The 13,565-nt window shown below is 60.0% G+C and carries 13 protein-coding genes; 5 read left to right on the top strand and 8 right to left on the bottom strand.

The features are described from left to right. Positions 1-36 precede the first annotated feature (36 nt). The 5 genes from agaE to kbaZ are packed head-to-tail and all read right to left on the bottom strand — an operon-like array spanning position 37 to position 4,662. Complete coding sequence (gene agaE / locus AACR93_RS22520) at positions 37-915, bottom strand: PTS N-acetylgalactosamine transporter subunit IID (RefSeq protein WP_005354370.1); 879 nt, start codon at positions 913-915, stop codon at positions 37-39. Next, a complete protein-coding gene (agaW, locus tag AACR93_RS22515; RefSeq protein ID WP_005354369.1) occupies positions 905-1,678 on the bottom strand; it encodes a PTS N-acetylgalactosamine transporter subunit IIC in 774 nt (257 codons plus the stop codon). Before agaW ends, agaE begins: the two co-directional genes overlap by 11 nt. Positions 1,679-1,693: 15 nt before the next feature. After that, the gene (gene agaV / locus AACR93_RS22510) at positions 1,694-2,167 is read right to left on the bottom strand and encodes a PTS N-acetylgalactosamine transporter subunit IIB (protein WP_005335358.1); all 474 of its coding nucleotides are present in this window, start codon (positions 2,165-2,167) and stop codon (positions 1,694-1,696) included. Then, the gene (locus AACR93_RS22505; protein WP_043849846.1) at positions 2,167-3,336 is read right to left on the bottom strand and encodes an SIS domain-containing protein; all 1,170 of its coding nucleotides are present in this window, start codon (positions 3,334-3,336) and stop codon (positions 2,167-2,169) included. Before AACR93_RS22505 ends, agaV begins: the two co-directional genes overlap by 1 nt. A gap of 12 nt (positions 3,337-3,348) precedes the next feature. After that, entirely contained in the window at positions 3,349-4,662 is a 1,314-nt protein-coding gene (gene kbaZ / locus AACR93_RS22500; protein ID WP_043849845.1) for a tagatose-bisphosphate aldolase subunit KbaZ, read from the bottom strand. A 274-nt stretch (positions 4,663-4,936) separates the two neighbouring features. Between kbaZ and AACR93_RS22495 the strand changes: the two genes are divergently transcribed. Beyond that, positions 4,937-5,797 carry a DeoR family transcriptional regulator gene (locus AACR93_RS22495; protein WP_043849844.1) on the top strand — a complete coding sequence of 287 codons (861 nt, stop codon included), beginning with the start codon at positions 4,937-4,939 and terminating at the stop codon, positions 5,795-5,797. A 47-nt stretch (positions 5,798-5,844) separates the two neighbouring features. After that, positions 5,845-6,600, top strand: a complete 756-nt coding sequence (cysQ, locus tag AACR93_RS22490) for a 3'(2'),5'-bisphosphate nucleotidase CysQ (protein WP_043849843.1) — start codon at positions 5,845-5,847, stop codon at positions 6,598-6,600. An 87-nt stretch (positions 6,601-6,687) separates the two neighbouring features. On the opposite strand, the gene AACR93_RS22485 is transcribed toward cysQ, so the two are convergent. From AACR93_RS22485 to AACR93_RS22475, 3 genes are all read right to left on the bottom strand, one after another. Continuing rightward, positions 6,688-6,984, bottom strand: coding sequence for a YciI family protein (locus AACR93_RS22485; protein ID WP_033112808.1), 297 nt, complete (start codon positions 6,982-6,984; stop codon positions 6,688-6,690). Between the two features lie 24 nt (positions 6,985-7,008). After that, positions 7,009-7,560 carry a septation protein A gene (locus tag AACR93_RS22480; RefSeq protein ID WP_043849842.1) on the bottom strand — a complete coding sequence of 184 codons (552 nt, stop codon included), beginning with the start codon at positions 7,558-7,560 and terminating at the stop codon, positions 7,009-7,011. 90 nt (positions 7,561-7,650) lie between these two features. Continuing rightward, positions 7,651-9,174: an aminotransferase class V-fold PLP-dependent enzyme gene (locus AACR93_RS22475; RefSeq protein WP_043849841.1), complete on the bottom strand. Its 1,524-nt coding sequence runs from the start codon at positions 9,172-9,174 to the stop codon at positions 7,651-7,653. A 174-nt stretch (positions 9,175-9,348) separates the two neighbouring features. On the opposite strand from AACR93_RS22475, the gene trhA reads away from it, so the two are divergent. From trhA to AACR93_RS22460, 3 genes are all read left to right on the top strand, one after another. After that, positions 9,349-9,984, top strand: a complete 636-nt coding sequence (trhA, locus tag AACR93_RS22470) for a PAQR family membrane homeostasis protein TrhA (protein WP_033112811.1) — start codon at positions 9,349-9,351, stop codon at positions 9,982-9,984. Positions 9,985-10,102: 118 nt separating this feature from the next. Then, complete coding sequence (locus AACR93_RS22465; RefSeq protein ID WP_043849840.1) at positions 10,103-11,764, top strand: putative transporter; 1,662 nt, start codon at positions 10,103-10,105, stop codon at positions 11,762-11,764. A gap of 232 nt (positions 11,765-11,996) precedes the next feature. Further along, a partial coding sequence (locus tag AACR93_RS22460) for a retention module-containing protein (protein ID WP_043849839.1) occupies positions 11,997-13,565 on the top strand: 1,569 nt, incomplete at its 3' end.

Genomic DNA, 13,565 nt, shown 5'->3' with positions numbered 1-13,565 from the left:
TACTGCAAAGGGGGCCGGCTTGCTGCCGGCTCCGGATTAGAGGAAACCGGCGAACTTGCCGACGATACCGAGTACCACCGTGATGACGATAAGGCGCAGCGGGCTCCAGCCTTTGCGGATCAGGGCGTACATCGCCAGGGTGTAGAGCAGCGGCAGGAAGGCGGGCATCAGCTTGTCGAGCACGTCAGCTTGCAGTTTGACGACTGCATCACCGGCAGTGATCTCCAGCGTGGTGCCAAGACGCACATAGGTGGCGACCAGCGCGCCGATCACCGTCATACCGACGATGGATGCGGCATGGCCCACCTTGCGGGTATTGGCCTTGATGACCGGAATTGCCGCCACCCCCATGCGGTAGGCGTAGTGCGCCAGACCAAAACGCAGGCCGAAGTGGACCACGTTGAACAGCAGGAAGAAGACCACTGCACCCATGATGGAACCTTGCAGCGCCAGATCTGCCCCTATGCCGCCGCAGATGGGGAGCAGGGTGAGCCAGAACATGGCATCGCCAATCCCGCCGAGCGGTGCGCCTACGGCAATCTTGGTGCTCTGGATGCTGTTGACGTTCTGCTTGGAGCGCTCCATCGCCAGCACGATCCCCATCACGAAGGTGACCAGGAAGGGGTGGGTGTTGAAGAAGCCCATGTGCCCTTTCATGGCCCGGGAGAGATCCCGCGGATTGGTGTGGATCTTCTGCAGTGCCGGCAGCAATCCATAGAGCCAGCCGGAGGCCTGCATCCGTTCATAGTTGAAGGAGGCCTGCAGCAGCAGGGAGCGCCAGGCAAAGCGGTTGATATCCTGCTTGGTCAGCTCGGCGCCAAGCTGCTGATCTTCATAGGTGTCGTCGGATTGTGGCCGGGTATTGTGCGGTTCGGCGCTGGAGATGATCCGCGCAGCTGTGTTGTTAGATGCCATCTTCGGTTTCCTCCTGAACAGGACGAGCTTGCGGGGTGGTGGTGCGCATGAAATCGATCAGGGCCATGGCCAGCGCGGCGGCGGCGATGGCCAGTACCGGCAACTGGAGCCAGGCGGCGGCAACGAAACCGAGGATGAAGTACGGGATATAGACGTTCTTCATCATGATCTTGAGCAGCACGGCAAAACCGATGGCGGGCATGATGCCGCCAGCAACGCCGAGGCCGTCGATGAGGCGGGCAGGTAGCACGTCGATGGCCGCCTTGGCATGTTCGGCCCCGAAGTAGGTGGGCAGGAAGGCACAGAGGAAGTAGAAAGTGCCCAGAGCCAGCAGTGCCAGGTAGTTGACCCGCTCGATACCGCGCACGTCAGCCGCTTCGGCCATGCGATCGCAGCGGGACATCACCCCCGACATCACCGAGAAGAGGAAGGTGATCCCCATCTGCACGGCAACGGCGAAGGGAACGGCAACCCCTACCGCCACATCCGGCTTGACCCCGGTGGTGATGGCGAAGGTGGCGCCGACTATGGTGCCGATAATGACGTTGGGCGGTTGCGCCCCCGCCAGCGGGGCCAACCCCATCCAGACCAGCTCTAGGGTGCCGCCCACCAGAATACCGGTGGGCAGGTCGCCGAGGATGAGGCCAACCAGCGGCCCCAGTACCACGGGACGGTGGAAGTGGGTCAGACCGTTGAACAGGTCGAGTCCGGCGAAAAACGCCAGGATGCCAAGCAGCAGACCTTGTAACAAACTGATTTCCATCACAATTGTCCTTAATCAGAGCAAATTGAAAATGTCCTGTGCCGGTTCGGTCGGCACGCCTTGGACATAGCACTCGACACGGGCGTCCCGCAGGGCGCGAAATGCGGTGATGTCCTGTTCGTCCACGGATACGGTCTTGTGGATTTGACGCTTGCCGTCGGCGTAATGCATGTTGCCGACGTTGATCCGGGAGATGGGGACACCTCCCTGAACCAGGGTGTTGAAATCGGTCGGGTTTTTGCAGACCAGCAGGATCTTCTGGCGATCTGCCGCCTTGTGGATGTTGTCGATCACCTTCTGTAGCGGCCAGAACCGCACCGCAATGCCTTCGGCCAGCACCATCTCCATCAGGTTCTGCTGGATGGGGTCCTCTGCCACTTCGTCGTTGGCGACCAGCACCAGATTGGCACCGGCAAAGCCGACCCACTGGACACCGACCTGACCGTGGATCAGGCGCTCATCGATCCGGCTCAATACGATATTGGGCATCACAGCACTCCTTCTTGGTGGAACGGGTAGATATTGACCCCCTGTACGACCCGGTTGACCTGACCGGTGGGGCAGGGATTGTCCGGACTGATCCCCAGTCCCAGCGAGGTATGGAAGGCGTAGTACTGGGCATAGAGCAGGTAGCAGAAGGCGAGCTGGGCATCGTCGCCATGCAGGGTGTGGGGCAGGTAGATGTGCTCCCCCTCCTCGATGGCGGGATGGTGCTGGTCGGCGATGGCGACCACCCGGGCGGCCTTGCCATCGCTTCGCAGCTCGCGCAGCAGATCCAGATCGTATTGCCGGGTGTAAGGGTCGTTGGAGATGAGCAGCACGATGAGCGTCTGTTCGTTGACGACCGATTTCGGACCGTGGCGAAAACCGGTGGGGGAATCGAACATGGCGACCAGACGGCCGGCGGTCAGCTCCAGCAGTTTGAGTGCTGCCTCCTGCGCCACCCCTTGCAGACTGCCGCTGCCAAGATAGATGACCCGCTCGGGCAACGGCTCGTTCCAGGCCGGTACGCGCTGTACGACCTGCTCCAGAATGGCGTCACTGGTGGTGACCAGCTGCTCGCAGCGCTGGCGGTTGAACCGCTCTGGCAGAAAGAGAGCCAGACAGCTCAGCATCATGCTGGTCAGGCTGCTGGTCATGGCGAAGCTGCGATCATTGGTCTGGGGCGGCATCAGCAGGGCCAGAGAGTGGGCATCTTGCTGGCAGCGGCGATAGAGCGCCCCTTCACCGTTGCAGGTCAGTACCAGATGGTGGCAGTCGCTGAGCAGCTGGCTGGCCAGTTCGACCGCCGCCACGCTCTCGGGGCTGTTGCCGGAGCGGGCAAAGGAGATAAGCAGGGTCGGGCAATCTTCGGCCAGATACTCGGCCGGGTCGGTGACGATATCCGTGGTGGCGATCGCCTCGACCCGGGCATGCAGGTGGGCCGAGAGATAGGGGGCGAGCGCCCGACCGGCAAAGGCGGAGGTGCCAGCCCCGGTCAGGATAATGCGCAGCTCTTGTCGGGCGAGCAGGGGGGCCAGAAAACGGGTCAATGCTGGACGGCACTCCTCGACCATGGTGAGGGTCTCGCGCCAGGTGGCGGGTTGCTGGCGAATTTCACGGGCAGTCGCCAGGCCATTGGCACTGCGCAACATCTCTTCTGAATAACCAAGGATCATGTCTGCAACTCCTTATACAACGGGGTCGAGCTGGGAATGGCGGCGAGAGGCCGCAGTGCAGGCGCTGGCGTAGTGCCGCAGCACCTCCTGCACCTGATCGAGAATGAGGTCATGGGGATTGGCCGAGAGCGTGCCCTGACGCACCTTGCGATACTGCAGGGGCAGATGCTGGCTCAGCAGGGGGAGCGGGATTGGCTCCGCCGCCAGATTGGCCAGCAATCTGGCGTAGCACTCATCGACCCGGCTATCGGGCCAGTAGTAGCGAATGCGATCCGAATAGCTGTAGCCACGGGCCAGCCGGCACTCGTTGGCACTGCCCTGATAGTGGCTGCGCCAGAAGTCGGGTCGCTCCAGCATGGTCTCTTCCATCACCTTGCGCAGACCGGAACAGGCCTTGGCAACCACCAGTTCCTCCTCGATGGCGGCAAGGGCAAACAGCGCTTCGCGCAGGGCGAAGGTGAGGGCTGGGCCGACTTTGAGAATGGCAAAGTGGTCGCGTACCAGCTGGCGGTAAGCCTCGGGAGTCTGGTAATCGGTGGAGTGGGCCTCGAACACCATGTGGGGATAGGCTTCGATCATCCGGCTAAGGGGAGCCGCTTTTTCGGGCCGGTAATCGATGACGCGGGTATGGTCAAACTCGACGCCGGGTTGCACCACCAGACCGATCACCCTCGGCCAGATATGGGCCAGCCCCGCCTTGTTGAAGGCCTCTTGATGGGCCTCGAGGGTGTGGCGTGCCGCCTCCGGCGTGGTGACCGCCAGCTCGGCAAGATCTTCATGGGCACCGCCCGGCACCGGCACCTCGGTGCCAATCACATAGACCAGATCGCTCTCGCCAAAAGTGGCCAGACAGGTTTGCTCGGCGATCTGCGCCAGCCGTGCCGCCCTTTCAGCGACCAGCTCGTCGGTCAGGGGAACGGGATCGCCCTGACAGGACATGCTGCAGTCGAGGTGGATCTTCTTGAACCCGGCGGCGACATAGCTGGCGATGAGATCCCCGGCATGGGCCATGGCCTGCCCGGCCGGTTCCCCCTGCCAGCGGTTGGGGCCCAGATGGTCGCCCCCCAGAATGAGGCGCTGCGCCGGAAAGTGACACTGTGCCGCCAGCTCGTAGAGACGATCGCGAAAGTCGGCGGGGGTCATGCCGGTATAGCCGCCAAACTGATCCACCTGATTGGAGGTGGCCTCGACCAGCAGCAGCTCATCCCCTTCGGCGGCCAGCCTTAGCGCGGCCTCCAGCACCAGCGGGTGAGCGGAGCAGACGGCGTAGATCCCGGTCTGTTCTCCCTGTTTATGCCTTTCGACCAGTGCCAGCATGGATTTCATTTTGATGTCCCTTGGTTGCTGCGTATGGAAATGTTCTTTCGATTTCTTTTCTTTACGGTAGTGGGGAGGAAAAGAAAACGAAACAAAAGAGTCGTCAGATCTTGAAAGGGATCACAAAAAGAAAGGTATCGAAAGGATTTGAATAATGGGGAAAGATGATGAGAGTGGTGGTAAAGCGTAATGAAGGCTTGATTTGGCACCTTCGCTGAGCGTTAATATGCAAACGTAACGAAGTGAAAGCGATCTTTCACTACAGCATTCCGGCAGAAGAACTATGCAAACAAGCGAAAAAGGTGCGCTCGGAACCAGCGAGCGGCGGGAGCGGATTATTCAGCAGCTGCGCAGCAATGGCAGCGTTCAGGTCAACGAGTTGGCGACTCATTATCAGGTCTCTACCGTGACCATCCGCAACGATCTGGCCTTTCTGGAGAAGCAGGGGGTGGCCGTGCGCGCTTACGGCGGCGCCCTGCTGTGTGAACCGGGCCAGACGGTGCCGGAGCGCACCATTGCCGACAAGAGTGTGCTCAATACTCCCGTGAAACAGCGGATCGGCGCGCTGGCGGCGACCCTGGTGCCCTCAGGTTGTCGCCTTATCCTCGATTCGGGGACGACAACACTGGAGGTGGCGCGTCATCTGAAGGGACATCAGGAGATCCTGGTGATGACCAACGGTATGAATGTGGCGAATGAGCTGCTCGAAGCAGAAGGGGTGGCGCTGCTGATGACGGGCGGACATCTGCGCCGCAAGTCACTCTCCTTCTACGGTGCACAAGCGGAGCTGTCCCTGCAAAACTACCACTTTGACATGCTGTTTCTCGGGGTGGATGGCATCGATCTGGAGCGCGGCGTCAGCACCCATCATGAGGACGAAGCACGCCTCAACCGCTGCATGTGTCAGGTGGCCGAGCGGATTGTGGTGGTCACCGACTCCAGCAAGTTTGGCCGGCGCAGCCTGCACAAGATCATCGATACCCTGCGTATTCACACCCTGATCACCGACGATGCCGTGCCTGCCGATATCCTTTCCGGCCTGCGCAATGCCGGTATCGAAGTGCTGCTGGTACCGGCCGATGGCAGCAAGGGGCAGGAGAAGCAGGGGCAATATAATCCAGTGCAATCAGCTATAAGCGGTTGATGACAAACGCGATAGACTTGGTTTCTCACTCACTGATCGAGCCTGTTATGTACCACCCCGATATCACCGAACTTGAACCTGTCGCCCGAGCGGCGGGGGCGGCCATCATGGCCATCTACAGCCAGCCCTTCGCGGTGGAGTACAAGAGCGACGAGAGTCCGCTGACCGCGGCCGACAAGGGGGCTCATGAGGTGATCGTTCAGGCGTTGGCACGGCTGACTCCCGACATCCCTGTATTGTCCGAGGAGTCGGGGCCCGAGGTGATGGCGGCGCGCCACGGCTGGTCCCGCTACTGGCTGGTGGATCCCCTCGATGGCACCAAGGAGTTTGTCTCCTGCAACGGTGAGTTCACCGTCAATATTGCGCTGATTGAAGAGGGGGCGCCGCGCTGGGGGCTGGTCTATGCCCCTGTGCTGGACAAGCTCTGGTATGGCGGCAAAGGCGTAGGCGCCTGGCGCGTCGTCGATGGCAAGCGCGAGCCCATCCAGACTCGGCCCCATCCTGAAGGAGAAGCGTGGCGGGTGGTAGGCAGTCGTAACCACCTGTCGCAGGAGACCCTCGATTTCTTGGCTCCCTTTGGTGAAATCGAGCTGGTCTCCATGGGCAGTTCGCTGAAGTTCTGCATCATCGCCGAGGGGGACGCCGAGCTCTATCCGCGCCTCGCCCCCACCTGCGAGTGGGATACTGGCGCTGCACAGGCTGTGCTGGAGGGGGCGGGTGGCAGCGTCACTCAACTCGATGGTTCACCGCTGCGCTACAACAAGCCCGACATCCTTAACCCCTGGTTTGTCGCCAGGGCGTGACCTTGCCAGTACGCTGAGCATCGCCCAATAAAAAGAGGCCGGAGCGGGTTGCATACCCACTCCGGCCTCTTTGTGTTTGACGCAGTTTTAAAAGACCTTCTTGAACGGCTTGATGGTGACTTTGGCATAGACGCCAGCTGCCACATAGGGATCGGCATCGGCCCAGGCCTGGGCATCCGCTTGCGAGGCAAATTCGGCGATGACAGTGCTGCCGGTAAAGCCGGCATCGGCCGGATCCTCGGCATCGATGGCCGGGTTGGGGCCGGCTGTCAGCAGCCGACCCTCATCCTGCAGGGCTTGCAGGCGAGCCAGATGGGCGGGGCGAACCTGCTTGCGCAGCGGCAGGCTGCCCTGAACATCTTCGGAGTAGATGAGATACCACATGAGACAATCCTTTTCTGATGAGGGTTATTTTTTCAGCTGTTCTTTTTGATCAGCCGGAATATGGCGGTAGAGGTAGACACCGCTGAGCAGGGTAAAGACCAGCGTCATCCCCAGCAGGCCGAACACCTTGAAGTTGACCCACATCTCTTGCGGCAGGTTGAAGGCCACATAGAGATTGAGCAGGCCGCAGACGGCAAAGAAACCGGCCCAGCCGAGGTTGACCCGATCCCAGATAGCCTCGGGCGCCTGCAGCTCCTTGGCCAGCATCTGCTTGATCAGGTTCTTGCCAAAGCCATAGCGGCTGATGAGCAGACCCAACGCAAACAGGGCGTTGATGACGGTCACTTTCCACTTGATGAAGGTGTCATCGTGGAAGAACACGGTGAGACCGCCAAAGAAGCCGACCAGCAGGAAGGTAAAAAGCTGCATCTTCTCGACCTTGCGATAGCGGATCCAGCTATAGGCGAGCTGCAGACCGGTGACCACCACCAGGGCGCCAGTGGCCATGTAGATGTCGTAGAACTTGTAGACCGCAAAGAAAACGATAAGTGGAATAAATTCAATAAATTGCTTCATTTCTGACGCCTAGTCCTCAAAGATGGCCTGCAAATTTTGCCCAGTCTACCTGCACGGTGGACAACGGCAAATGAATAAGACCGCTCATTTTTACGCCGGTTCCGCGCTGTCGCCAAACAGTTGGCGAGCAATGGTGAGCCCCAGTCGCTGCTGATCGGCCAGCAGGTCGCGGATATGGCGCTCTTCAATCAGGGGGTTGAGCAGCACGGCGCGCAGCAGGGTGAGGGGTTGGGCACCGTAGCGTACCACGGCGCGCTGGGTACGGGAGACGAAGCTGTGCCCCTCGGCGCGCTGGGCTTTTTGCAGCGCTACGTTGAAGGCGTTGATCTGCTCGTTGGCCGCTTCATCCAGCACCTTACCCTGCAGATGGGGCGGGATGCAGCGATAGGAGAGCAGATTCATCACCGGAGCAGACATCAGCTCGAAGGCCGGATTGCTGGTGATGAGCTCGGCCATCAGTCGGGCCCGGTCGTAGTTGGCCTCGATGAGGTCGGCATAGCCTTGCTGGCCGAACAGCTGGAAGGCGGCATCCAGATAGAGGGCGTTGGCCGGGCGGGTGCCCTCCAGCGTAAAGCGCCCCTGATCAAACGAGGTGGCTCGGATGGCGTAGGGGGCCTCCCGCTTGACCGCCATCATCAGGTCCGGCTGGCGGCAGAGCAGCATGCCGGTACCTAGCGGCACCAGCAGCTGTTTGTGGCCATCCAGAGTGACGGTATCGGCGTGCTCGATCCCGGCTAGCAGGTTTTGATAGCGGGGGGAGAAGAGGGTCGGGCCACCCCAGGCGGCATCCACGTGGAAGTGGAGCTGCTCGCGCTCGGCGATGGCGGCCAGCTCCGGCAGGGGATCGATGGAGCCAAAGTCGGTGCTGCCCGCCACGCCTACCAGCGCCAGCACTTTCAATTTTTGCTCTTTGCACTGGAGCAGCGCCTGTTCCAGCGCCGCCAGACTGAGCCGGTTCTGCTCGTCGGTCTCGAGGCGCCAGACGTTGCGGGCGCCCAGTCCCAGCAGATCCATCCCCTTGTCGAAGGAGTAGTGCATCAGCCGGGAGCCGAGAATGACGGCGCCGCGATAGCCCTGCTCATAGAGGGCGAACAGGTTGTCGCCGCAGGCGCGGTTGCGGGCCAGCCAGAGGGCGGTGACGTTGGCGATGGTGCCGCCGCTGGTCATGACGCCGAGGGCTGCATCCTTGGCATGCATTTGTTCACCGTAGAAAGCATCGTACATGCCATAGATGAGGCGGTGCAGCTTGGCCAGCACCTCCCGCTCCAGAAAGCTGAGCAGACGGGAGGACTCCATCTTCATCGGATTCTGGTTGAGCATCACCACCAGACGGGATAGCTCGGCAGTGAAGGCCGGCAATGGTGCCGTCATATGACCCATGTAGCGTGGCGAGGTGAGGTGAGAGGCGCCGGGTACCAGAGTAGCCAGCCGGGCGAGATAGGCCTCGGTTGAGCAGCCGCTGGCGGGCATGCTGGACTGGTCGAGCTGATGGGTGAACAGGTCGCGCTGGTAGGGGGCCTGACTGTCGTCGGAGTGGTGGAAGGTCTCCAGCAAGGTGCTCATCGCCTCGCCAAAGGCGGGATCCGCTTGTGCAAACAGCTCAGTCAACTTCATCAGGTTCTCCAGACCAGGTCACCGGGGTAGGTGTCTATGCCGCTTCTGTCGGGCATCGGCGGCAGAGCATACACCAAAGGGGGGCGGGTGACAGCCACCCCATTTTTTAAGCGAACACTTGTACTCTGAAATGGCGCTGGGTAGAGTGTCGCCAATGATGACGGAGTGAATGTTATGAGTGGTGTGATGGATTACTCCCCCCGGGAAGAGCTGGCCAACCGGCTGAGCCACGGTGCGGGATTGTTGCTGGGTATTGCCGGGTTGGTGCTGCTGCTCATCAAGGGGTGGGGGCAGGGCACGCAAGCGCTGGTGAGCTACAGCCTCTATGGTGGCAGTCTGGTGCTGCTCTATCTCGCCTCGACCCTCTACCACAGCATGGCGGAGGGCAAGGCGCGACGCTGGTGCAAGGTGTTTGATCACTGCGCCATCTATCTGCTGATCGCCGGTACCTATACCCCCTTCCTGCTGGTGGCGCTTGATACGCCGCTGGCGCGCGGACTGATGGTGGTGATCTGGGGGCTGGCGCTGGCCGGGGTGGTGTTCAAGCTGATATTCATCAATCGCTTCAAGAAGTTGTCGCTGTTTACCTATCTGATGCTGGGCTGGCTGTCGCTGGTGGTTATCTATCAGCTCTATATCCATCTGGCTGGTGAAGGGCTGCTGCTGCTCGCGGCGGGCGGACTGGTCTACAGCCTCGGGGTGATCTTCTACGTGGCCAAGCGAATTCCCTACAACCACGCCATCTGGCATCTGTTTGTGCTGGGGGGCAGCATTTGTCACTTTATGGCCATTTACGGCTATGTCGTTTAATTAACCCTTAATTGGTATTTTTTGCCGCACCAAAGGATAAATTCGTGCGTTATCACACAGTTGGCGGCATCGTTTGCTGACAAGCTAGGGACAGTTCAATTCGCAAAGGATGCACACAATGAGTGATATCGCGCTTTCCATCAGCATGTTGTCGCTGGTGGCAGTGCTGGGGCTCTGGCTGGGGAACTGGCGAGTCTATGGCGTCGGGTTGGGGATAGGAGGAGTGCTGTTCGGCGGTATCATAGTCGGGCACTTTGCCGGCCTCTCCGGTCTCGCACTGGATGAACAAACCCTGCACTTCATTCAAGAGTTCGGTCTGATCCTGTTTGTCTACACCATCGGCATTCAGGTTGGTCCCGGCTTCTTCTCTTCTCTGCGCAGCTCCGGCCTCAAGCTCAACGGCTTTGCGGCCCTGCTGGTGCTGCTCGGTGGCGTGGTCGCTGCGGCCCTGCACCAGCTGTTCGATGTACCGCTGCCGGTGATCCTCGGGGTCTTCTCCGGTGCGGTCACCAATACTCCTTCGCTCGGTGCGGGCCAGCAGATCCTGGGTGAACTGGGTGCAGCTCCCGGCTCCACCGGTCTGATGGGGATGGGCTATGCGGTTGCCTACCCGTTCGGCATCTGTGGCATTTTGCTCACCATGTGGCTGATCAGGGTCTTCTTTCGCATCAAGGTTGAGGAGGAAGCCGCCCAGTTCGAGCTGCAAACCGGCAAGACCAAGGAGAGCCTGCAGACCATCAACATCGCGGTGCGCAACCCCAATATGCATGGCCTGATGCTGAGCGAGATCCCGAGTCTCGACGAAGCCGATGTCATCTGTTCACGGCTCAAGCGCGGCGATGAGCTGATGGTGCCGCGTCCCGATTCGCGCATCGAGTTGGGCGACCTGCTCCACCTGGTGGGTGAGCGCCATGCGCTGCACAAGGTGCTGCTGGTGCTGGGGGAGGAGGTGGAGACCTCGCTCTCGACTCGTGGCACCGACCTGCGCGTCGAGCGGGTGGTGGTGACCAATGAGCAGGTATTGGGCAAGAAGATCCGCGATCTCGACATCAAACAGCGTTATGACGTGGTGATCTCCCGCCTCAATCGGGCCGGTATCGAGCTGGTGCCGACCAGCCAGACCAGCCTGCAGTTTGGTGACATCCTCAACCTGGTGGGGCGCCTCGATGCCATCGAAGCGGTGACCAATGTGGTCGGCAACGTGCAGCAAAAGCTGCAGCAGGTGCAGATGCTGCCGGTCTTTATCGGGATCGGTCTTGGCGTGCTGCTTGGCTCCATCCCCTTCTATCTGCCGGGCTTCCCGGCCGCGCTCAAGCTCGGCCTGGCGGGCGGGCCGCTGGTGGTGGCGCTGATCCTGTCGCGGATCGGCAGCATCGGCAAGCTCTACTGGTTCATGCCGCCGAGTGCCAACCTGGCGCTGCGGGAGATCGGGATCGTGCTGTTTCTGGCGGTGGTGGGATTCAAGTCTGGTGCCGGCTTCGTCGATACCCTGATCCACGGCGATGGCCCCTCATGGATGCTCTACGGCGTCGCCATTACCCTTATTCCGTTGCTGGTGGTCGGGGTGCTGGCTCGCCTCTATGGCAAGATGAACTACCTCACCCTGTGTGGTTTGCTGGCCGGCTCCATGACCGATCCTCCCGCGCTGGCCTTTGCCAACGCCATGCATCCGACCAGCGGCGCCAGTGCTCTCTCATATGCCACTGTCTACCCGCTGGTGATGTTCCTGCGGATCATCTCGCCGCAGCTCCTGGCCATCATCCTCTGGGCTGGCGCATAACTCTCTGAAATGGCAGGTGCATGGTTTGTCATGCTCCTGCCATATTTCTGTAATGTATTGATAAAATTGATTTTGTTTTATATCCCTCCGTTAGCTCCGACCCTTCTGGCCGGCTGAACAGTTCAGCCCCAAATCAGTCTATTCTTTCGAATTTTCTCACTGGTTATTTCCACTGCCTGTGTGCAAAGTAGGCTGTGGCTTTTTGCATGCAAATCAGGATTCAGGAGAGAACATGATTACCAATGCCATTACCTTGGAACAGGGCGTAACCGTAACCCAACTCAAAGGAAAAATTTACCTGCTTGCCGCAGACGGCAGCCGGAAGCTGTTGGTTGAAGGGGATGTACTGCCAAAAGGGGCTGTGATTGTCTCTCCCGATGGTGGCAGTTTTATGGGCGGCAACCAGTCGTTCAATGTGCAGCCGGCCGGTCAGCCGAGCGAGTCGGCCGAAGAGGGTGATGCACCCCAGCTGGCACAAAACGGTGCACCCGGCACTCCGAGCGATATCAATGCACTGCAACAAGCCATTTTGGGTGGCGCTGACCCGACCAAGACTTTTGAAGCCTCTGCCGCGGGTGGCGCACCTGCCGCTGGCGGTGGCGGCGTCGGCGGTGTTGCTGGTGCCAGCGGCAACGGCGGCTTTGTCACCATCGACCGCGTAGGTGATGCCACCATCTCCCAGGCTGGGTTTGATACGACCAATCCCGTCGATACCGGCGTTATCGCCAATGCCTTGCCGGGGACCGACAATCAGCTGATCGACCTTGTGCCGCCGGTGATCACCGTATCTGCCCCTGATAACACCAATGACACCACCCCAACTCTGACCGGTACCACTGATGCTCCGGCTGGCAGTATCGTGACCCTGCTGGTCACCGATGCGAATGGTAATCAGCAAACCCTTACCGCGACAGTCAATCCAAACGGCACTTTCACTGTCGATGTAGTCACCCCCTTGGCTGAGGGCTCTTATACCGTCACGGCCAGTGTCACCGATCCTGCGGGGAATACCGGCAATGCAAGTGACTCCGGGAGTGTTGACAGCACTGCCCCTTCCGCTCCGCAAGTGGAAATTCAGGATGGTGCGGACAATGTCATTTCCGCCAATGAGCGCGAAAATGGGGTAAATGTCATTATCCGCTTGCCGGGAGATGCCAAAGTTGGTGATCGCCTCGATGTGGATTGGAATGGCGATGGGGTACCTGACTCCACTACTACTCTGACTGCCAGTGACATCGGCAAAACCCAGGTGATCCTGACTATTCCCACAACTGATCTGCCGGTGAATGGTCCCATCAGGGTTGATGCGACTCTGACCGATCCGGTGGGCAATACCTCACCCAAGGGGACCGACAACAGCGTTGTGAATGCTGCGCCCCTGCCTGGTGACGACCAGTTCACTGTGGAAGAGGACGGTACCGTCACCATCAATGTGCTTGGCAATGACACGGATGCGGATGGTGATCGTCTCACTATTAGTGCCATTAATGGCCAGGCCATTGCCGAAGGTGGCACTGTAGCGATCAGCAATGGTTCCGTCACTCTGAGCAATGGCCAGTTGATCTTTACACCGGCCCCTAATTTCAACGGTGATATCTCTTTTGAATACACCATTACCGATGGTGTGAACAGCTCGACAGCCGGTGTTACCGGAACTGTTACACCCGTCAATGATGCCGCCATCATCGCGGGTGACGACATTGGCGCTGTGACTGAAGATGCCAGCCCAGATGTATTAACTGATACCGGTGTCCTGACCGTGACCGACGTGGACGGTGAGGACGAGGTGGCGTTCAAGACC

Origin of the sequence: Aeromonas sp. L_1B5_3 (genome assembly GCF_963866575.1) — a bacterium.
Taxonomy (GTDB): domain Bacteria; phylum Pseudomonadota; class Gammaproteobacteria; order Enterobacterales; family Aeromonadaceae; genus Aeromonas; species Aeromonas jandaei.
Note: the sequence above shows the minus strand (reverse complement) of the source record. Positions and strands in the feature narration are given on the sequence as shown.

Bases quoted from the DNA above. Each gene is read 5' to 3' on its own strand.
- agaE (WP_005354370.1), bottom strand. From the start codon at position 915: ATGGCATCTAACAACACAGCTGCGCGGATCATCTCCAGCGCCGAACCG.
- agaW (WP_005354369.1), bottom strand. From the start codon at position 1,678: ATGGAAATCAGTTTGTTACAAGGTCTGCTGCTTGGCATCCTGGCGTTT.
- AACR93_RS22495 (WP_043849844.1), top strand. From the start codon at position 4,937: ATGCAAACAAGCGAAAAAGGTGCGCTCGGAACCAGCGAGCGGCGGGAG.
- AACR93_RS22485 (WP_033112808.1), bottom strand. From the start codon at position 6,984: ATGTGGTATCTCATCTACTCCGAAGATGTTCAGGGCAGCCTGCCGCTG.
- cysQ (WP_043849843.1), top strand. From the start codon at position 5,845: ATGTACCACCCCGATATCACCGAACTTGAACCTGTCGCCCGAGCGGCG.
- AACR93_RS22475 (WP_043849841.1), bottom strand. From the start codon at position 9,174: ATGAAGTTGACTGAGCTGTTTGCACAAGCGGATCCCGCCTTTGGCGAG.
- AACR93_RS22465 (WP_043849840.1), top strand. From the start codon at position 10,103: ATGAGTGATATCGCGCTTTCCATCAGCATGTTGTCGCTGGTGGCAGTG.
- AACR93_RS22505 (WP_043849846.1), bottom strand. From the start codon at position 3,336: ATGATCCTTGGTTATTCAGAAGAGATGTTGCGCAGTGCCAATGGCCTG.
- agaV (WP_005335358.1), bottom strand. From the start codon at position 2,167: ATGCCCAATATCGTATTGAGCCGGATCGATGAGCGCCTGATCCACGGT.
- AACR93_RS22480 (WP_043849842.1), bottom strand. From the start codon at position 7,560: ATGAAGCAATTTATTGAATTTATTCCACTTATCGTTTTCTTTGCGGTC.
- kbaZ (WP_043849845.1), bottom strand. From the start codon at position 4,662: ATGAAATCCATGCTGGCACTGGTCGAAAGGCATAAACAGGGAGAACAG.
- trhA (WP_033112811.1), top strand. From the start codon at position 9,349: ATGAGTGGTGTGATGGATTACTCCCCCCGGGAAGAGCTGGCCAACCGG.